Origin of the sequence: Streptomyces sp. NPDC021093 (assembly GCF_044333135.1) — a bacterium.
GTDB lineage: Bacteria > Actinomycetota > Actinomycetes > Streptomycetales > Streptomycetaceae > Streptomyces.
The window spans coordinates 424,411-441,401 of record NZ_JBIRQJ010000001.1; the positions used below are offsets into that span (position 1 = coordinate 424,411).

22 protein-coding genes are annotated in these 16,991 nt (G+C 71.5%); 12 read left to right on the forward strand and 10 right to left on the reverse strand.

Features of this window, described 5'->3' with window-relative positions:
• Positions 1-92 precede the first annotated feature (92 nt).
• Positions 93-377 (forward strand): hypothetical protein, encoded by a 285-nt coding sequence (locus ACH4SP_RS01995; RefSeq protein ID WP_398408234.1) that lies wholly within the window; start codon positions 93-95, stop codon positions 375-377.
• A gap of 16 nt (positions 378-393) precedes the next feature.
• Here the strand turns inward: ACH4SP_RS01995 and ACH4SP_RS02000 are convergent, their stop codons facing one another.
• The gene (locus tag ACH4SP_RS02000) at positions 394-1,041 is read right to left on the reverse strand and encodes a TetR/AcrR family transcriptional regulator (protein WP_398408235.1); all 648 of its coding nucleotides are present in this window, start codon (positions 1,039-1,041) and stop codon (positions 394-396) included.
• Positions 1,042-1,117: 76 nt separating this feature from the next.
• Here ACH4SP_RS02000 and ACH4SP_RS02005 point away from each other — a divergent pair, with 76 nt between their 5' ends.
• Positions 1,118-1,918, forward strand: a complete 801-nt coding sequence (locus ACH4SP_RS02005) for an alpha/beta fold hydrolase (protein WP_398408236.1) — start codon at positions 1,118-1,120, stop codon at positions 1,916-1,918.
• A gap of 14 nt (positions 1,919-1,932) precedes the next feature.
• Here ACH4SP_RS02005 and ACH4SP_RS02010 read toward each other — a convergent pair whose 3' ends face one another.
• Positions 1,933-3,180, reverse strand: coding sequence for an MFS transporter (locus tag ACH4SP_RS02010; protein ID WP_398408237.1), 1,248 nt, complete (start codon positions 3,178-3,180; stop codon positions 1,933-1,935).
• Positions 3,181-3,344: 164 nt separating this feature from the next.
• Between ACH4SP_RS02010 and ACH4SP_RS02015 the strand changes: the two genes are divergently transcribed.
• Positions 3,345-3,884, forward strand: coding sequence for a MarR family winged helix-turn-helix transcriptional regulator (locus ACH4SP_RS02015; protein WP_398408238.1), 540 nt, complete (start codon positions 3,345-3,347; stop codon positions 3,882-3,884).
• A gap of 147 nt (positions 3,885-4,031) precedes the next feature.
• On the opposite strand, the gene ACH4SP_RS02020 is transcribed toward ACH4SP_RS02015, so the two are convergent.
• Entirely contained in the window at positions 4,032-4,595 is a 564-nt protein-coding gene (locus ACH4SP_RS02020; protein ID WP_398408240.1) for a TetR/AcrR family transcriptional regulator, read from the reverse strand.
• 71 nt (positions 4,596-4,666) lie between these two features.
• Here ACH4SP_RS02020 and ACH4SP_RS02025 point away from each other — a divergent pair, with 71 nt between their 5' ends.
• Both ACH4SP_RS02025 and ACH4SP_RS02030 read left to right on the forward strand, forming a co-directional pair.
• Entirely contained in the window at positions 4,667-5,824 is a 1,158-nt protein-coding gene (locus tag ACH4SP_RS02025) for an FAD-dependent monooxygenase (RefSeq protein ID WP_398408241.1), read from the forward strand.
• A gap of 44 nt (positions 5,825-5,868) precedes the next feature.
• Entirely contained in the window at positions 5,869-6,273 is a 405-nt protein-coding gene (locus ACH4SP_RS02030; protein WP_398408242.1) for a DUF4440 domain-containing protein, read from the forward strand.
• A 102-nt stretch (positions 6,274-6,375) separates the two neighbouring features.
• Here ACH4SP_RS02030 and ACH4SP_RS02035 read toward each other — a convergent pair whose 3' ends face one another.
• Positions 6,376-7,554 (reverse strand): DUF1266 domain-containing protein, encoded by a 1,179-nt coding sequence (locus ACH4SP_RS02035; protein WP_398408243.1) that lies wholly within the window; start codon positions 7,552-7,554, stop codon positions 6,376-6,378.
• A complete protein-coding gene (locus ACH4SP_RS02040; protein ID WP_398409500.1) occupies positions 7,551-8,792 on the reverse strand; it encodes a DUF1266 domain-containing protein in 1,242 nt (413 codons plus the stop codon). Before ACH4SP_RS02040 ends, ACH4SP_RS02035 begins: the two co-directional genes overlap by 4 nt.
• Positions 8,793-8,948: 156 nt before the next feature.
• On the opposite strand from ACH4SP_RS02040, the gene ACH4SP_RS02045 reads away from it, so the two are divergent.
• Positions 8,949-9,800 carry an N-acetyltransferase gene (locus ACH4SP_RS02045; protein WP_398408244.1) on the forward strand — a complete coding sequence of 284 codons (852 nt, stop codon included), beginning with the start codon at positions 8,949-8,951 and terminating at the stop codon, positions 9,798-9,800.
• Here ACH4SP_RS02045 and ACH4SP_RS02050 read toward each other — a convergent pair.
• Positions 9,734-10,168, reverse strand: coding sequence for a hypothetical protein (locus ACH4SP_RS02050; protein WP_398408245.1), 435 nt, complete (start codon positions 10,166-10,168; stop codon positions 9,734-9,736). The two genes, ACH4SP_RS02045 and ACH4SP_RS02050, sit on opposite strands and share 67 nt — an antisense overlap.
• Positions 10,169-10,230: 62 nt before the next feature.
• Positions 10,231-10,809: a helix-turn-helix domain-containing protein gene (locus ACH4SP_RS02055; protein WP_398408246.1), complete on the reverse strand. Its 579-nt coding sequence runs from the start codon at positions 10,807-10,809 to the stop codon at positions 10,231-10,233.
• 47 nt (positions 10,810-10,856) lie between these two features.
• Here ACH4SP_RS02055 and ACH4SP_RS02060 point away from each other — a divergent pair, with 47 nt between their 5' ends.
• Positions 10,857-11,819 carry a class I SAM-dependent methyltransferase gene (locus ACH4SP_RS02060; protein ID WP_398408247.1) on the forward strand — a complete coding sequence of 321 codons (963 nt, stop codon included), beginning with the start codon at positions 10,857-10,859 and terminating at the stop codon, positions 11,817-11,819.
• Between the two features lie 9 nt (positions 11,820-11,828).
• Here ACH4SP_RS02060 and leuE read toward each other — a convergent pair whose 3' ends face one another.
• Together leuE and ACH4SP_RS02070 are read right to left on the reverse strand one after the other, a co-directional pair.
• Positions 11,829-12,566: a leucine efflux protein LeuE gene (gene leuE, locus ACH4SP_RS02065; RefSeq protein WP_398408248.1), complete on the reverse strand. Its 738-nt coding sequence runs from the start codon at positions 12,564-12,566 to the stop codon at positions 11,829-11,831.
• 27 nt (positions 12,567-12,593) lie between these two features.
• The gene (locus tag ACH4SP_RS02070) at positions 12,594-13,121 is read right to left on the reverse strand and encodes a GNAT family N-acetyltransferase (RefSeq protein WP_398408249.1); all 528 of its coding nucleotides are present in this window, start codon (positions 13,119-13,121) and stop codon (positions 12,594-12,596) included.
• A 64-nt stretch (positions 13,122-13,185) separates the two neighbouring features.
• Here ACH4SP_RS02070 and ACH4SP_RS02075 point away from each other — a divergent pair, with 64 nt between their 5' ends.
• The 5 genes from ACH4SP_RS02075 (at position 13,186) to ACH4SP_RS02095 (ending at position 16,727) form a co-directional block, all read left to right on the forward strand.
• Positions 13,186-13,908 (forward strand): GrpB family protein, encoded by a 723-nt coding sequence (locus ACH4SP_RS02075; protein WP_398408250.1) that lies wholly within the window; start codon positions 13,186-13,188, stop codon positions 13,906-13,908.
• 86 nt (positions 13,909-13,994) lie between these two features.
• Positions 13,995-14,390, forward strand: coding sequence for a MerR family transcriptional regulator (locus ACH4SP_RS02080; protein WP_398408251.1), 396 nt, complete (start codon positions 13,995-13,997; stop codon positions 14,388-14,390).
• A gap of 71 nt (positions 14,391-14,461) precedes the next feature.
• The gene (trxA, locus tag ACH4SP_RS02085) at positions 14,462-14,794 is read left to right on the forward strand and encodes a thioredoxin (protein WP_398409502.1); all 333 of its coding nucleotides are present in this window, start codon (positions 14,462-14,464) and stop codon (positions 14,792-14,794) included.
• Positions 14,795-14,921: 127 nt separating this feature from the next.
• Positions 14,922-15,494 carry a transcriptional regulator gene (locus ACH4SP_RS02090; protein WP_398408252.1) on the forward strand — a complete coding sequence of 191 codons (573 nt, stop codon included), beginning with the start codon at positions 14,922-14,924 and terminating at the stop codon, positions 15,492-15,494.
• Between the two features lie 114 nt (positions 15,495-15,608).
• Complete coding sequence (locus ACH4SP_RS02095) at positions 15,609-16,727, forward strand: PP2C family protein-serine/threonine phosphatase (RefSeq protein WP_398408253.1); 1,119 nt, start codon at positions 15,609-15,611, stop codon at positions 16,725-16,727.
• 18 nt (positions 16,728-16,745) lie between these two features.
• On the opposite strand, the gene ACH4SP_RS02100 is transcribed toward ACH4SP_RS02095, so the two are convergent.
• Positions 16,746-16,976: a LapA family protein gene (locus tag ACH4SP_RS02100; RefSeq protein WP_398408254.1), complete on the reverse strand. Its 231-nt coding sequence runs from the start codon at positions 16,974-16,976 to the stop codon at positions 16,746-16,748.
• Positions 16,977-16,991 lie beyond the last annotated feature (15 nt).

Genomic DNA, 16,991 nt, shown 5'->3' on the forward strand with positions numbered 1-16,991 from the left:
AGCAACCCTGTCGGGTTCACTTCTGCCACGCACGGCGGGCTGCCGGTGGCGGTGGGCTGTGTGCGGCCGGCCGGGCGGGGGAAACTGGGGCGGTGACCACCGCTCCGGCCCAGCCGCCGTACCGTGACCGCGACCGTCCAGCTCTCGGGCGCGGTGTTTCCACCCTCATTCCGTCCGGGCCCGGTGGCCCGGCCCCGGATTCCGCTGCGGACCGGGCGCGGGCGGCACTGGCAGGGGTACGGACGGTTCCCGTGCACGCAGGGGTGCTGGAGGCCGCGATCGTACTCCTGGACGAACGGGCCCGGATCAGCGACGACGAGACCGAGCGCGCGGCGGCCGGCGCGACGGTGGCGATGCTGCGGGCGGCGTTGGGGTGAGGTGCAGAGCCGGCTGTCAGGGGGTCTGCCGCGCGGCGGCGCCGTGCAGGACCGTGCGGACCGTACGGGTGACGAAGTCGGCTTCCAGGGGGAGCTGACGGAAGACGATCCGCAGCCAGGCGGCCCCCGCGAGCAGGTCCATCAGGTGGGCCGGGTCGGTGTCGGGGGCGAGTTCACCACGGGCGACGGCACGGGTGAACACCAGTTGCTCCTGGGCGAGGCGGCCGGCGAAGAAGGTCCGCGCGTGGGAGGCCAGTTCGGGGCTGTGGGTGGCTGCCCCGAGTGCGGCGATCGCGATGTCGGAGGAGGGCGGGACGGTGAGCAGAGTGACGACGGAGCCCAGGAGAGCCTCCAGATCGCCCTGGAGGGAGCCCGTGTCGGGGAGCGGGAAGCCGAGCTGGGTGCCGTTGACGAGTGCGGCTCCGAGCAGCGCGCCCTTGGAGGGCCACCAGCGGTAGAGGGTGGTCTTGTTGACTCCGGCGCGGTCGGCCACGCCCTCGACGGTCAGGCCTTCGTACCCCTTCTCGCGGAGGAGGTCGAGCGTGGCGTCGAAGATCTCCTGGGACTTGCGGGGGGCGTTGATCCGCTTGCGTGGGGGCCGTGCTCCTTGCTGGGCCCCGGGCTCGGCCGACTCGGGTGAGGAGTCTCGCTGTTCGTCGTCCATGGTCGCCGAGAATAGCAAGGGAGAGAAATAGAAAACAACGCAACGTTGCGTTGCATTTGGTGTTAGCGTGCCGGTCATGGACCTCCGAGACTCAGCGCTGCCCCTTGTCTTCGTGCACGGCACCCGTGTCAGCGGCACGATGTGGCACCCCGTCATGGCGGCCGTCGATGCCCGCGCCGAAGCGCATGCCGATTCCCGCAACGCATCCCGTACGGAAGCCCGTCGTCGGACGGCTGCTCCCGATCTGCCGGGGCACGGTCGGCGGCGCGGTGAGCCCTTCACCATGGACGCCGCCGTCGAGGCGGTGGCCGACGCGGTCGACGAACTCGGCGGGAAGGCCCTGCTCGTGGGTCTCTCCCTCGGCGGATACGTCTCCATCGCCACCGCCGCCCGGCACCCCGACCGGGTGGCGGGCCTGCTCGCCATCGGCTGCACGGCCGCGCCCCGCGGACCGTACGCGACTCTCCTGCGGCGGCAGTTCCGGCTGGCGGCCAGGTACGCCGGGACTGCCGAGCGCCTCAGCGTCCGCGGCTTCCGCCGGATGCTCCCCGCGCCCGCGGCGGAGGCCATGAGTGCGGGCGGCCTGTCCTGCGAGGTCATGGCCGACGTCGCGGACGCCGTTACCGGCATGGACCCGATCGTCGCGCTCGGCGCCTACCCCGGTCCGGTCTGGCTGGCCAACGGCGCTCGCGATCCCTTCCGCAGCGACGAACGCGCCTTCCTCGCCGCCTGCCGCGACGGCCGCCTCTCCGTCTGGCCGGGCCTCGGCCACCTCACACCCCTGGCCGACCCGCAGGCGCTCGCCCGTACGGTGCTCGATGCGGCGACGGTCGCGGAAGACGTGGACGCGACGGCCGGGCAGGCGATCGGCACCTGAGCCGGACGGCTCCGTCAGGCCAGGACGAGAAGTGTGGCGAGGGCCGGGCCGAGTGCTCCGCCGAGTTGGTAGCAGAGGACGAAAAGGCCGATCGCCGCCGGTCGTTGAGCTGCCGGGGCGGACCGGCCCACGTGCACGGACAGGACGGCGTTGCTGCCGGTGGCGACGAGCACGGCTGCCGCCGCGGCGATGAGCAGCGCGGGACCCCAAGGGACGAAGGCGGCCGCGAGGGGTGCGGCCGTGCCCAGGGCGACGAGGACGGTGACGACCTTGCGGTGGCCCAGTCGAGCTGCCGCGGCGGCGAGGAGCCAGGAGAGCACGGAGCCGGTGAGGAGCGCGATCAGCTGGCCCGTGCCGATGGTCCCGGTGCTCCACTCCGTCCGCCGCCGGGCGAGCTCGGGGAGGGCGAACAGCAGGATGAAGTACGAGGTGGAGAACACGAAGGCGAGCAGGGCGGAACTGACGAACGCGCGTGAACGCACCACCGCGGCCGGTACGAAACCGTCCGGACGGCGCCGCACGTGGAGGGCCAGCGGGAGGGCCACGGCCGCGGCGACCAGCGCGCCCGTCGAGGGAGCCATGGGGATCAGCACCAGGGCGGACGCCAGTGCCGCGACGAGCCCGGCCCCGACGGTGTCGAACGGTGCGGCGTGCGTGGCTCGTTCCGGCGCGGCGTGCGTGGCTCGTTCCGGAGCTGCGCTGGTGAGGTGGCGCCAGACGGCAGGCACCGCGAGGAGCGCGAGGGCGGAAAGGGCGAGCGGGACACGCCAGTGGAGCAGGCCCGCGAGAACGGAGCCGAGGAGCGGCCCGACGGCGCCCAGTACCCCGAACCCGGCGGTGATCGCCCCCATGCGACGGGTCGAGCCTGCGAGGTTCATCGCCACGGCGACCAGTCCCGCACCGCCCGCCGCCTGTGCGGCTCTGCCGAGGAGGGTCAGGGGAAACCACGGCGCGACCGCGACGAGCACGGTACCGGCCAGCGCGGTGACCGCGCCCGTGAGCAGGGTCGTCCGTAGGCCACGGTGTCGAACGAGCGCCGCGAACAGGGGTGTTCCGACTGTCATGGCCCAGGCGAAGGCGGTGACCAGCCAGGTCGCCTGGGCGGTAGAGACGCCCAGGGAACGGGCCATGTCGGGAAGGATGAGGACGGGTGCGTTGGCTCCGGTGGCGACAGGTGCGGCCAGGAGCGCCAGCCACAGGGCCGACGGCCGGCGGGGCGGCGCCGGAGCGGCGAGACGTGGTGCGGAGACTGCGGTGGACACGAAGACCCCCGGTTCGGCCGTGCCGGCAGCGGCGGACGGCGAAACTCCATCCGTTCAACGCTGAGAATTTCAACGTTGAGATAAAAGCATCGCGATTAGTTCAACGTCAAGTGATTCAACGTTGAGATACCCTGTGGGGATTCGACGCACGGAGGAGACAGGCCATGGACGAAGCGAACGGCGGGGCAGGCGCGGCGGACACCGATGCCGTGGACGACATCGTCGGGCAGTGGACGAAGGAGCGCCCCGACCTGGCCGACGCGCTGTGGCCCGTGCAGGTGCTCGGCAGGCTCCAGCGCCTCGGTGTCGCGCTGGAGAAGGAGTTCCGGGCCTTCGCGGCCGAACGGGATCTGGAGCTCGGCGAGTTCGACGTCCTGAGCACCCTGCAGCGCTCGGGACCCCCGTACGAACTGACCGCCGGAGCCTTCCGCAAGGCGGCCATGGTCACGTCCGGAGCGATCACGAACCGCATCGACCGGATGGAGGCCAAGGGGCTGGTCGAGCGGGTCCGGGGCACCGAGGACCGGCGCTCCGTGAAGATTCGTCTCACCGAGCGCGGGCACGAGATCACTCGTGCTTACATGGCCGACCACCTGGCCGCCGAGGCCCGCATGCTCGACTCCTTCGACCGGGAGGAGTGCGAGGACCTGGCGCGAAAGCTGCGCGGCCTGCTGATTTCGCTCGGCGACACCACGATCAAGTAGCGCCGTCCTCGGACGGGGTGGCGGGGCCCAACCGCAAGGCGCCGAGGCCTAAACGCAAGCCGCCGAGGCCCAACCGCAAGCCGCCGGGGCCTGTCGCAGAGCGGCGGGCCTATCGCAGAGACGCGGGCCTATCGCAGAGCGGCGGGCCTATCGCAGGGCGGCGGCGACCAGGAGATCGAGGGCCTCGCGCGGTACTTCGCCGCCGCTCACCAGTCGGTCGAAGACCAGCCCGTCGATGCAGGCCAGCAGGGTGTGACTGCGGCTCTCCAGCTCCGTCTGAGGTACGCCGTGCTCGGCGAGGAACAGCCGGACCTTCTCGCGGCCCGCGTTCTCGCGGGGCAGGAGGATCTCGCGCAGCTCCGGGTCGCGCACGCTCTCGACGGCGCAGGCGTAGCGGGCGAGCGAGCGGCGCCTGCCCTCGCCCGTGAGCCGTTGTCGGGTGAGCAGCACCATCCCGTCCACCAGTTCCCCGGAGGTGCGCGGGTGCGGCAACCGCTCGGCCGTTGTGTGCAGTTCCGCCTGGTCGAGCTGGACCAGACGTGTGACGAGCGCGGTGAGCAGTGCGGCCCGGGTGCGGAAGTACGCAGAGGTGGTGCCGGTCGGCAAGGCCGCCTTGCGGTCGACCGCGCGGTGGGTCAGGCCGCGGATCCCTTCGTCGGCGAGTACGCCGAGAGCCGCGTCCGCGAGGAGGGTGCGCCGGTCCGTAGCCATGGGTCCTTTCTACACCTGTAGAGCCTCAAGTACAGTCCTCTTCTACAGGTGTAGAAACTCAGGGGGTTCGCATGGGCAGCACGGCAGTGGTCGTCGGAGGGGGCATCGGCGGGCTGGCCGCCGCGATCGGCCTGCGCCGCATCGGCTGGGAGGTGACGGTCGTCGAGCGCGCGTCCGTCCTCGACGATGCGGGGGCGGGCATCTCGTTGGCCGCGAACGGTCTGCGGGCACTGGACGAGCTCGGAGTGGGCGACCTTGTACGGGGGGCCGCGCGGGGCCAGTACAACGGTGGCACCCGCACACCGGAGGGTGGCTGGTTGGCCCGACTGGACGGCGCGGTGCTGGAGCGGGCGGTGGGCACGCCGATCATGGGCATCCCCCGCTCCACGCTGCACCAGCTGCTGCGCGACTTCCTGCCCGCAGGGACACTGCTGACCGGCGTGGAGGCAGGCCCGGTCCAGCAGACCGGCCCAGGGACGGTCCGGGTCGACTGCGGCGACACGGTCCTTGACGCCGACCTGGTGGTGGCGGCCGACGGCATCGGCAGCAGGGCGCGCAGCCTTCTCTTCCCGGCCTACCCCGGTCCGGACTACAGCGGCTCGACGGTGCTGCGCGCGATCACCGACCAGGCGGTCGCGCTGCGCACCGACTTCGAGCTGACCTGGGGGCAGGGCGCCGAGTTCGGGCACATCGCCTTCCAGGACGGGCGGGTCGAGTGGCACGCCGTGCTCAATCTGCCCGCCGGGACACGGTTCGACGATCCACTGGCCGAGCTGCGCCGACGGTTCGACGGCTGGCACGACCCGATCCCCGCCCTGCTCCGGGCGACCCGGCCCGGCGCGGTGCTGCACCACGACGTCAACGAACTCCGCACGCCGCTCCCCTCGTACGCGGTCGGCCGCATCGCGCTGCTCGGTGACGCGGCACACGCGATGACCCCCCACCTCGGACAGGGTGCCTGCCAGGCGCTGGAGGACGCGGTCACTCTGGCCGCCGCCCTCGCCATCGAGCCCACGGTCGAGGCCGCGCTCGCCCGGTACGACGCCGAACGCCGCCCGCGCAGTCAGGCCGTCGCGCGGGCCGCCCGGCAGGCCGGCCGGATGGGCCAGCAGCTCTCCGCCCCACTGGCCGTCGCCCTGCGCAACACGGCGATGCGGCTGACGCCCTCCCGCGCGGCGATGCGCATGATCCTTCGGCACCACGACTGGGCGCCGCCCCGGCTGGGCTGAGAGGATCGGGCGGTTGGTCGATTCCGGGTGCGGAGGGGGTAGTTGTGTCGGAGGTCAAGGGTGAGCTCGACCGGTTGATGAGGGTCTTTCTCGGGGCGTTCGCCAATACGGGCGGCTCCAGGGCCGATGTCGGCGTCGTTCGGGAGGTGTTCATTCCACAGGGGATGATCATCAAGAACGTCGGTGGCGAGCCCGTCGTGTACGACCTTGAGGGGTTCATCGGGCCGCGGGAGAAGCTTCTTGCCGACGGGACGCTGACGGAGTTCTCCGAGTGGGAGGTCGCCGAGCGGACCGAGATCTTCGGGTCGATCGCGCACCGGTTCAGCGAGTACGGCAAGTCGGGGTTCCTCGACGGTGAGTGGTTCGAGGGAGCGGGGCGGAAGACGACTCAGTTCGTGCGGACGCCGGAGGGCTGGCGGATGAGTTCCATGGCGTGGGACGACCTGTAGGCGGAGTCGGCTCCTGCCGAGTCGTTCCTGCCAGGTCGTTCCTGCCAGGTCGTTCCTGACGCCGGGGTCCGGTGACGGGCGCATCCGTGGTGCACGCCCCGCTCAGCGCCAGGAGATGTTCCGCCAAGGACTCCCCTCGTGCTCCGTCAGGAGGCGGTGGGCGGTGACGTTCTGCTCGTAGAACGTGCCGTACTCCTCCCCGTCGAAGCGCAGCACCCTGCCCAGCGCGTACCCCGCCGAGAAGGATTCCCAGGAGCGGTACGAGGACTTGCTCAGGGCACCCGCGTGCACGATGGCCTGTTCCGCCTCGGGCGGGGCGCAGTAGCGGGCCGACAGCCCCCAGCGGGCCAGGTTCACCGCGCGGCCGTAGTCGTAGGCGACCGTCGTCGAGACCCGGCCGTCAGGGGGCAGCAGTCCGTCGGCGCGGAAGCGGGCCTCGTAGCGCAGGATGCGGCGGACCAGTTCCTCCATGGACTTGATCGCGTCGTGGCCGTCGCCGTTGTCGTGCAGGTGTCCGGCGGCGGTTTCGCGCCACAGGTCGGGGGAGGGGAGCTCGCCGCCGAGCGAAAGGCGCAGGCTTTCGCGGACGCGCAGGGCGAAGTCGGGCTCGAACGGGCTGTTGCGGGCCTCCAGGAGGGCGTCCAACTGCCGCCGCCAGGTGGGATGGTCGGTGACGCCCCAGGATTCGCGGAGCTGGTCGCGCTCCTTGAGGTAGTCGCGGCAGACGGAGCCCACCTCGTTCCACGGCACGCCGTTGCCCACCGCCAGGTGCACGCCGCAGGCCAGGCCGTAGGCGAGCGGGCCGTGCAGCGCGCCGTGCCGGATGGCGAGGAGGCGGTTGCGGGAGGGGGTGTCGTTCTCGGCGAAACAGCGCAGCCAGTACGCACGGTGCGGGGGTGTCGAGGGGAGCAGGAGCTGGGCCGGGGTGCCGATGTTGACGGCGAAGAGCTGGTGCGGGTCGGTCCAGTCGAACTCGGCGATCCACTTGAGGGACACCCCGTGGAACACCACGTCAGGGTGCCACGGCGGCAGCATTCCGCGCGTGAGTACGGGTCTGCAGTTGCGGCCCGCCGGATCCGGGTGCGAGCGCCAGTACACCCAGTCGGGGTCCGCGTCGACCTCGGCCCTGGCGGCCGGAATGTAGAGCTCCGCACCCGCGAGGACGCGTATCTGGGCCTCGACGTCGCCGCGCAGTCCCGCGTCGTGGAGCAGGCGCTCGGTCTCGGAGGGAGGCGTCCAGGCGATGGGCTGATGGGGCGGTTGGGGTGAGTGGGGAATCATGACCACGGGATGTTCCGGTAGGGGCTGGTGGGGTCCTGGGTGAGGATGCGGTGCTGGATGAGGGACTCCTGGTACTTCCGGTCGGCGATTTCGACCCCGTCCTCGTCGAAGGACAGCAGTCGGCGAAGCGCGTAGCCCAGGGAGAAGTCGGCCCAGGAGGGGTACGCGCGGCGGGCCGCCTCGTCGATGGTGAGCACGGCCTGTTCGGCTTCCGGCGGTGAGATGTAGCGGGCGCCCAGCGCCAGTCGTACGACATTGACCGCACGCCCGAAGTCGAAGGCGGCGAAGGAGTCGATCCGTCCGTCGGGCGCGAGGGCGCCGTCCGCCCGGAACTTCTCCTCGTACCGGACGACGGCTCGCACGGTGATGGCCGCCTCGGCCAGGTCGGCCGTGGACGCGTCGTGCGTGCGCAGCGTGCCGGTGACGGCGGCCGACCACTCCTCGTACGACGGCGTACGCTCCAGCCGCCGTACGAGCGTCCGCCTGGTGTGCAGTACGGACTCCTGGACGCGGCCCATGAACCGGGTGGCCAGCAGGTCGTCGAGCTTCTCCCGGAAGTCGGCGCGGTTGCGGACGCGCCAGGGGTTGCGGAGGCGGTCGATGTCGGTGGCGTAGTCCTCGTAGGCGGCGCCGAGCTGATTCCAGACGAGACCGTTGTGGACGGCCAGTTGGGCGCCGAGGGCGAGACCGTGTGCGAGGGGGCCGTGGAGGGGGCCGCCGCTGTGGGTGAGGAGCCGGCCGTTCGGCTGGCCGCCGGTGCGTGCGCAGGCCTGCTCCCAGGCCCTGCGGTGCTTGGGGCGTGCGTCGAGCGTCAGCGCGAACGGGGTGCCGTGGTTGACCGCGAGCAGCCGCCTGTTGTCCGGCCAGACGCGGGCGAGTTCGGCGAGCGTGATCTGCCGGAACACCCATTCCGGATGCCAGGGCGGCAGCATGCCGGGGGTCAGGACGGGGATGACGGTACGGCCGGTGGCGGGGTCGCGGTGGGTGGGGAGGGGCGGGGCGTAGCCGGGGGTGTCGGCGTGGAGGCGGGGGAGGAGGAGGTAGAGCCGGGTGCAGGAGAGGATGTCCAGGACTTCGTCCGTGCGGGGGCTTCCGGTTCCGGTCCCGTGGCCCGGCTCGTACGCCACGTGCAGCCCGCGCTCGATCTCTGTGGGCGGTATCGCCCCGCCGACGTCCGCCGTCGGTCCCGTTTCCGGTCCCGTCCCCGGCCCCGGCCCTGCTTCCGGTCCTGTCCCCATCCCCGTGATCACCCGCCGATCCTACGGAACCGGTGCGGAGCCGGTGCACGAGCCTGCGGAGCGATGCCGAGGCGGCGACGGAGCGGTACGTGCGCAGGGCACGGCGGGCCGGAAACCTCGTGGTCACAGCGGTCGCGCTGTGGCAGGCTCCCCGCTGTGACCAGCAACGACAGCAGCGGCAACAGCACCAGCAGCATCCGCATCACCCCGTTCTCCGAGCGTCCGGCACTCATCGACCGGGCCTACGAAATCGCCGACACCTGGCCGGAGTTCACCTCCCACGAGCCGGTCGTCGGGGCGCTGCTGGGCCGGGTGGTCGAGGAGTTCCCTGAGTACTGCGTGGTGGCCACCGACGGCGACCGCGTCGTTGCGCGCGGGTTCAGCGTGCCCTTCAACGCGGTGCTCGAAGGCCGCGAGGAGACGCCGGACCGGGGCTGGGACCAGGTGCTGCTGTGGGCGTTCGAGGACCGGCGGCGCGGGAATCCGCCCACGGTCGCCAGCGCGTTGGAGATCACTGTGGACGCCGGCCACCTCGGCCGCGGCCTGTCGTACCGCATGCTCGCCGCGATGCGCGAGGCCGTCGGAAACCAGGGCCACGACACGCTCCTCGCCCCGGTGCGTCCCAACGCCAAGCACCTCCGGCCCCGCGTTCCCCTGGCCGCGTACCTCGAAGACCTACGGGAGGACGGGCTGCCGGCCGACCCGTGGGTGCGTGTCCACGTCAAGGCGGGCGGCACCGTCGAGAAGGTCGCGCCCGCGTCGATGACGGTCAGCGGCTCCCTCGCCGAGTGGCGGCGGTGGACCGGTCTGCCCTTCGACCGGGACGGGGAGGTCGAGGTGCCCGGCGCGCTCGCCCCGGTGCAGTGCTCTCTCGTCCACGACCGCGCCGTGTACGTCGAACCGAATGTGTGGGTACGTCACCGGGCGCCGATGCCGGCGCCTCAGCAGAGGGCGCCGGTTCCGGTCACCGGCGGGATGCCGTCCACGTACCAGCGGTCGTCCTGCTGAGTGACCTGCCACGCCACGCACACGGGGCCATCGGGAGCGGAGCCCTTGATGCGGAGGAACTGCCGGCCGTGGGCCGACTCCAGCGTGACGGGTGCGCCGTCGAGGCGGGATTCCTCCATCCGGTCGAGCAGGCCCTGGGCGTACTCGTCCGCGGCCCTGTCCTTGAGGAAGAGGTTCTGCAGCCGGTCCGCGTCCTGCTCCCGCACGGAAGCGGCGACGTCGTCGCGCAGGGTGCTCGTCGAAGGGGAGCCCTCCGGCGGTTCGTGGGCGATGGACACGCAGATTCCCGTGATCCAGAGGGCGAACCCGAGAAGGAGCAGCGTGACGAGGAGCTGCTTCTTCCGGGGGTGCGCCGGGCGCGAGGTCAAGGCGGCTTCTCCTTGGAACGGTGGGGGAGAGGGGTGGGTCGGAGCAGGGCGGGGCGGGGTCGTCACGGCTTCGGCCGCAGGTGGGTGCGCTGTCCGTCGTGGTCGAGGATGCAGAGGAGCTCGGCCGGGCCGCCGTGGGCTCCGAAGGCGTGCGGAATCATCGTGGAGAACTCCGCCGCCTCGCCCGCCTCGACCAGGATCGTCCGGTCTCCCAGGATCAGTTCGACCGTGCCGGACAGGACCGTGAACCAGTCCTTGCCGGGGTGCACGCCCATGGTCTCCGGCGGGCGCCTGGCCGCCGGCTGGGTGACGCGGATCTTGGCCACGGTCGCGCCCTGCGGCCCCGCTTCCCTGCTCAGCAGCCAGCTGGTCACGCCGTGCACCTCGTCGCGCTGCGGCCGGATCACCACGTCCTCGTCGGCGACCGTCTCCACCAGCTGGTCGAGGGAGGTGCCGAGGGCGCGGGCGATCGGGGTCAGCTGGTCGAGGGCGATCCGGCGGTGGCCCGTCTCGATGCGGCTGAGGGTGGAGGGGCTCAGGTAGCAGCGGGCGGCGAGGTCGTCGAGCGACCAGCCCTTGGCCACACGGAGGCCACGGATCCGCTTGCGTACGAGGTTGTCGAGATCGCCGTCTTGCGTCATACGCAAGATTGTATGCCAGGCGCGCAAGTGCGACGTATGGTCGATTCATGGGAAATCACCACGAGAAGCAGAGCCAGAACCACAGCCACGGCGGGGGTCACAGCCACGGGGGTCACTCCCACACCGCTCACTCCCACACCGCTCACTCCGACCATGCCGCCGAGCCCGGCCAGGCCGACCAGTCAGGCCTGGCAGAGATGCTGGACCTCGATGCCGAGGTCCTCCACTCGTACCTCACCGAGGTGACCGACCTGCTCGGCGAGCTGACCGCCGACGCGCCCCCGCGCCGGATCCTCGACCTGGGGAGCGGCACCGGCACCGGAACCCTCGCCCTGCTCCGCCGCTTCGACGGGGCCGACGCCGTCGCCGTGGACGTTTCCGAGGAGATGCTGCACCGCGTCACCGCCAAGGTGCGTGACGCGGGCATGGACGCGAGCCGGATCCGTACCGTCGAGGCGGACCTGGACGCGGACTGGCCGGACGGCCTCGGCCCCGTCGACCTCATGTGGGCCTCGGCCTCGCTCCATCACATGGCGGACCCGGACCGGGCCCTCGCCGACGTCTTCGCGACGCTGCGGCCCGGCGGGCTGCTGGCCGTCGCGGAGATGGAGGCGTCGCCGTTCCCGCGCTTCCTGTCCGCGGAGCTCGAAGCGGAACTCGGCCGACCAGGGCTCGAAGAGCGCTGCCACGCCGCGCTCGCCGACCAGCACGCCGAGGCCGTACCGCACCTGGGCGACGACTGGGGCACCCGGCTGGCCGCCGCCGGATTCACGGTCGAGGCCGAACGCCGCTTCGACATCCGGCTGACCGCCCCGCTGCCCGCCGCCACCGGCCGCTACGCGCGGGCGACCCTGGGCCGCCTGCGCGACCACCTCGAAGACCGGCTGGGCGCCGACGACCTCGCCGCGCTCACCGTCCTCCTCGACGGCGAAGGACCCGAGAGCATCCTGCGGCGCGACGACCTCACGGTCCGTACGACGCGGCTGCTGTGGGTGGCCAGGCGTCCTTGACCGGCGGCGTTACGCGCTCGCCAGCGTCAGCTTCGCCGCGAACCCCAGGAACAGCACCCCGGCCGCCGAAGTCGCCCCCGCCGAAAGCCTCTTGCGGCGGCGGAAGGCCGTGGCGAGCCGGGTGCCGCTGAAGATCAGCGCGGTGAGGTAGAGGAAGCTCGCCAGCTGGGCGAGGGCGCCGAGCAGGACGAAGGAGAGGGCGGGGTAGGCGTAGGCCGGATCGACGAACTGCACGAAGAAGGAGATGAAGAAGAGGATCGCCTTGGGATTGAGAAGGCTGATCACCAGGGCACGGCGGTACGGGCGTTCCTGCTTGGCCGCCGCAGTGGGTTCCGCGCTCCCGGCGGCCCGGGCAGCGCTGGCAGCGCCGGCAGCTCCGGCAGCGCCAGCAGCTCCGGCGGTTCCGGCAGACCCGGCTGCCAGGTCCTGCTCCGTCTCGCGCCGCGTGCGCCACATCGACCACGCGGCCCGCATCATGCCGATCGCGAGCCAGGTCAGATAGCCCGCGCCCGCGTACTTCACGATGCCGAACAGCAGCGCGTTCGCCTGGAGCAGGGAGGCGACCCCCGCGGCGGAGAGCACCATCAGCACGGTGTCCCCGCACCAGACACCGGCCGCCGCCGTATACCCGGAGCGGACGCCCCGGCGGGCCGCGACGGACAGTACGTACAACGAATTCGGTCCCGGCAGCAGCACTATCAGGATGAGACCTATGAGGTAGGTCGGAAGATCGGTTACACCCAACATGCGCGGAGTCTCACACGTGTGAACGATTTATTGCTTCCGCATTTCGAATACCGGGACACCACGGTCGGAGTCCCACCGTCCACCCGGTACGGGCGACAGCTCGCGCTCGAAACAGAGGGAGGTGGGCAGGCCCTCGTACGAACCGAAGTTGGGGATGCGGCGGTACCCGGAGCGCGTGTAGAAGCGGACGGCGTCGGGCTGGGCGAGGCCCGTTTCCAGCCGCAGCCGGGTCCAGCCCCGCTCCCGTGCCCACTCCTCCAGTGCGGTCAGGATCCGTGGCGCGGCACCCGCTCCCCGGTGGGCCGGGGCCACGTACATCCGCTTGAGTTCGCCGATGCCGGAGCCCAGTTCGCGGAGTCCTCCGCAGCCGACGGCGGTTCCGTCGTCGGTGCGTGCCACGACGAACACCGCGATGTCCGCCGCGGACGGCGCCGGTCCCGGCTCGCTGTCCGGGGTCCCGTACCGTACGGCGATCTCGGCCCGCTGCTGTGCGCGGAGCGCGGCCGCGTCAGGGTCCTGCCAGGCGACTTCTTCGATCCTCAGGCCGTTCTTCATGCGGCGGGATTCTGCCCGGCGGGTGTTTCGGGGAGGTGAATCCGGGTGTCGGCGGCCTCGTAGCGTGGGTGTCGTCCAGCACACCGTCCAGTGGGAGACGCTCATGCCCAACCAGCAGAAGCAGCCCAACCAGCAGCAGCCCGGCCAGCAGCAGCCCGGCCAGTCCGGCGACCCGGCTGCCATGCCCATGTCCGAGGAGGCCATCCGTGCCGCCAACGTCGGCGCCCCCGAGATCCTCGACACCCGGATCCGGATCGATCCGTACGATCCCGCCTGGCCCCTCGTGTACGAGGCGGAGGCCGGCCGGATCCGCAGCGAACTGCCCGACGCCGTCGGCCTCTTCCACGCCGGGTCGACCTCCGTGCCGGGGCTGCCCGCCAAGCCCGTCCTCGACCTGGTGCTCGTCGTCCCCGACCCCGCCGACGAGGACTCCTACGTACCGCGCCTCCAGCGGCTGGGTTACGTCCTCGCCATCCGGGAGCCCGACTGGTACGAGCACCGGGTCCTGAAGAAGTCCGGGCTCAGCGCCGCCCTTCCGAAGGCCAACCTGCACGTCTTTCCGCCCGACTGCGCCGAGACCGCCCGCATGCTCCGCTTCCGCGACCACCTGCGCGGCCACGCCGCCGACCGCGATCTCTACGGCAGTACGAAGCTCCGGCTCGCCGCGCAGGAATGGCGGTTCATGCAGAACTACTCCGACGCGAAGACCGAGGTCGTCGCCGAGATCATGGCGAGGGCCGAGCGCGGGACGGCCCCGGACCCGTCCGACGGCCCTTCCTCGGCCTGAGTCCCTCCTTCTGACTTCCTCCCTGCCCTGACCCGTTGGATCGACCCGTTGCCTTGACGTCGGCGTCAACGTCTAGCGTCGTTCCCATGCGCATCGGCGAACTGGCGGAACAGGCGGGGGTCAGCACCCGGACCCTGCGGTACTACGAGTCCCGTGGGCTGCTGCCCGCCCGGCGCGCGGTCAATGGATACCGCGTGTACGGCGACGACGACCTGCGGCTCGTGGCACAGATCCGCACGCTCCAGGACGTCGGATTCGGCCTGGAGGAGACCCGGCCGTTCGTGGAGTGCCTGCAGGCCGGGCACCCGGCCGGGGACTCCTGCCCCGCCTCGCTCGACGTCTACCGGCGCAAGCTCGCCGAGCTCGACGTGCTGATCGAAGAGCTGCGGACGGTGCGCGAGCAGGTGGGGGCCCAGCTGGTACGTGCGGAGGCCGAGCTTCCGGACGGTCCCGAACCGCGCTGCGAACTGACCCACGACTGATCGGGCCCACGGCTGATCGGGCCCACGGCTGAACCGGCCCACGACTGAACCGACCGAGGGGATGGATGAAGATGATCAAGGCAGCAGGGGTGGACGAGGTCACGGACGCGAACTTCGCGGACGAGGTGCTGCGGGCGGACCTGCCGGTGTTGGTGGAGTTCACCGCCGACTGGTGCGGCCCGTGCCGGCAGTTGGCCCCGGTGCTCAGCGCGGTCGCCGAGGAGGAGCGCGACCGGCTCAAGGTCGTACAGCTGGACGTGGACACCAGCCCGGCGACGGCAGCGGCGTACGGAGTGCTGTCGGCGCCGACGCTCATGGTCTTCCGGGGCGGCGAGCCGGTGAAGTCGATGGTGGGCACCAGGCCCAAGCGGCGGCTGCTGCAGGAGCTCGCCGACGTGCGGTGACGTCCCGACGGGGCGCGCGGCCATGCGGCTCCCGCACGGCCGCGCGCTCCGTCGATGTCGCGGGCGTCGTCTCACGTCGTGCCGCGAGTAAGGTGGGCCGACACGGCCAGGGAGGAAGAGGTGGCGCATGCCTGAACGGAATATCGAGTTCGGGAAGTTCGGTGCCAGCGGCATCAAGGGCACCGACGCCGTGGCGCGCCAACTCGACGTGCTCGCGGGCGGAATCGTCACCCCCGTCACCGCCAAGCGCGGTCTGATGGCCCGTCTGCACTACCTCACCAGGACCCCGCACGCCCGCCGCTCCGCCCGGGAGGCCGGCCTCACCGTCACCGACCGCACCCTCAAGGCCTGGCTCGACGGCAAGCGCACCCCCACCCGTGCCAACCTCGAACGCATCGATGCCGTCTACCGCGTGGTCCGTCGGCAGAACGTCGCCCAGCACCTCCTCAAGCGCCTGAACCGCGAAGGCCGTGGCACCCGCGTCGAGATCCACCCCCTCAACCAGTCCCGCGTCGAGCAGCGCCTCAGCCGCGTCATCGAGCACCGCACGATGAACGTCCGCCGCTGGGAGCGCATCGTCGAATCGTGGTCGACGGGAGACCAGCAGGGCCTGGACGACGCCTGGACGGACACGATCGTCGACCTCGGCAGCCAGTGGGGCCAGTACGAGTACGTCACGAACGTGGGTTTCGCGGCGTAGGTCCGAGCACGCGTTCGGCGAGCCCTTCACACCGTTCGGCCTCCGCCGGAGAAGATCTACCGGCCGGGAGCGGGACTGCCGGCCGGCAGGTCAGGGCGCGAGGACGGAGCTCAGGTGGTACGAAAGCTGACGGCCTTTCCGGTGCCCTGGCCCCCGCTGCTCCTGCTGGTGGCGTGCGTGGCGCTCGACGCCGCCACCCCGCTCGACCAGCGCTTCGACTGGCTCCTGGCGGCGGTTCCCGCCCTTGCCGCGGCGTCCTGCACCGTGGGTGCCACCCTCGGTTTCGGGGCTGCCGCCATCGCGGTGGAAGTCGTGCTGGCCTTGGTCAACGACCGGCTCGGCAGCTACCTCGTCCTCCCACTCGTCGCGATTCTGGCCGTCACTCTTGCCGCCGCCTACGCCAGCCGCGTCCGGCTCCTGCGGGAGGAGAGCCTGGAGAACACCCGGTCGGTCGCCCACACCATCCAGGGCATCGTGCTGCGACCGCTGCCACCCGCCATCGGCCCGATGACCCTCTTCGTCCACTACGAGGCCGTGGCCAGCGAGGCCCGAGTCGGAGGGGACTTCTACGAAGCCCTCAACACCGCCCACGGCGTACGCGTCATCCTCGGCGACGTCCAGGGCAAGGGACTTCCCGCGGTGGAGAACGCCGCCGTGCTGCTCGCCTCCTTCCGGGAGGCCGCCTACGACGCACCCGACCTCGCGGCGCTCGCGGCCCGGCTGGAGACCAGCATGCTGCGCCACAGCGAACGCCACCCGGAATCGGAGACGGCCGAACGGTTCGCCACCGTCGTACTGGCCGAGTTCCCCGAGGAGAGCCCGGTGGTGCGGATCGTGAACTGCGGGCACCCGGAGCCGCTGTGGCAGCGCGGCGAGATCACCCGGTTCCTCGAACCCGACGAAAGGCTGCCGCCGGTGGCGCTCGCGAGCCTCCTGGACGGCCCGTACCGGTGGAAGGAGTATCCGTTCGCCGTCGGGGACAGGCTCGTGCTCTACACGGACGGCGTCAGCGAGGCCCGCGACGCGGCCGGTGTGTTCTATCCGCTGGCCGCGCGTGCGCCGAAGTGGGCCTCGCTGGCGGCGGGCGACGCCCTGGATCGCCTCGCTGCGGACCTGGGGGAGTACCGGAACAAGGGGGCCGACGACGTGGCGGTGCTCCTGATCGAGAGAACCGCCGGGCCTCCCGTGAAAGCCCCCGCACAAGACCCCGTACAAGACCCCGTGCAGGAGTGACACCACGGATCCACGCGGCTACTTCTTCCGGCGGCCGAGGAGCAGTGTGGTGGCGGCCCCCGCGGCGAACGTGGCGGCCAGGACGAACCACATGGGGGCTTCGGCCCACGGGATCCAGAAGTGGATGCGCGCGGTACGGGTGTTGATGAGGACGAACCACAGGGCGAGCGCGGCCAGGACGACCCCGATGACGATGCGCGGGGACAGGCTGAAGCCTGACTTGGGGCGAGTGGTCTTGTTCTGCGACATTTCGTGACCTTTCCG

What these genes read in the sequence shown, in the direction of transcription:
- ACH4SP_RS02100 (WP_398408254.1), bottom strand. Translation starts at nt 16,976, where the DNA reads ATGTCGCAGAACAAGACCACTCGCCCCAAGTCAGGCTTCAGCCTGTCC.
- trxA (WP_398409502.1), top strand. Translation starts at nt 14,462, where the DNA reads ATGATCAAGGCAGCAGGGGTGGACGAGGTCACGGACGCGAACTTCGCG.
- ACH4SP_RS02005 (WP_398408236.1), top strand. Translation starts at nt 1,118, where the DNA reads ATGGACCTCCGAGACTCAGCGCTGCCCCTTGTCTTCGTGCACGGCACC.
- ACH4SP_RS02020 (WP_398408240.1), bottom strand. Translation starts at nt 4,595, where the DNA reads ATGGCTACGGACCGGCGCACCCTCCTCGCGGACGCGGCTCTCGGCGTA.
- ACH4SP_RS02025 (WP_398408241.1), top strand. Translation starts at nt 4,667, where the DNA reads ATGGGCAGCACGGCAGTGGTCGTCGGAGGGGGCATCGGCGGGCTGGCC.
- ACH4SP_RS02015 (WP_398408238.1), top strand. Translation starts at nt 3,345, where the DNA reads ATGGACGAAGCGAACGGCGGGGCAGGCGCGGCGGACACCGATGCCGTG.
- ACH4SP_RS02090 (WP_398408252.1), top strand. Translation starts at nt 14,922, where the DNA reads ATGCCTGAACGGAATATCGAGTTCGGGAAGTTCGGTGCCAGCGGCATC.
- ACH4SP_RS02040 (WP_398409500.1), bottom strand. Translation starts at nt 8,792, where the DNA reads ATGGGGACAGGACCGGAAGCAGGGCCGGGGCCGGGGACGGGACCGGAA.
- ACH4SP_RS02035 (WP_398408243.1), bottom strand. Translation starts at nt 7,554, where the DNA reads ATGATTCCCCACTCACCCCAACCGCCCCATCAGCCCATCGCCTGGACG.
- leuE (WP_398408248.1), bottom strand. Translation starts at nt 12,566, where the DNA reads ATGTTGGGTGTAACCGATCTTCCGACCTACCTCATAGGTCTCATCCTG.
- ACH4SP_RS02070 (WP_398408249.1), bottom strand. Translation starts at nt 13,121, where the DNA reads ATGAAGAACGGCCTGAGGATCGAAGAAGTCGCCTGGCAGGACCCTGAC.
- ACH4SP_RS02055 (WP_398408246.1), bottom strand. Translation starts at nt 10,809, where the DNA reads ATGACGCAAGACGGCGATCTCGACAACCTCGTACGCAAGCGGATCCGT.
- ACH4SP_RS02000 (WP_398408235.1), bottom strand. Translation starts at nt 1,041, where the DNA reads ATGGACGACGAACAGCGAGACTCCTCACCCGAGTCGGCCGAGCCCGGG.
- ACH4SP_RS02060 (WP_398408247.1), top strand. Translation starts at nt 10,857, where the DNA reads ATGGGAAATCACCACGAGAAGCAGAGCCAGAACCACAGCCACGGCGGG.
- ACH4SP_RS02080 (WP_398408251.1), top strand. Translation starts at nt 13,995, where the DNA reads ATGCGCATCGGCGAACTGGCGGAACAGGCGGGGGTCAGCACCCGGACC.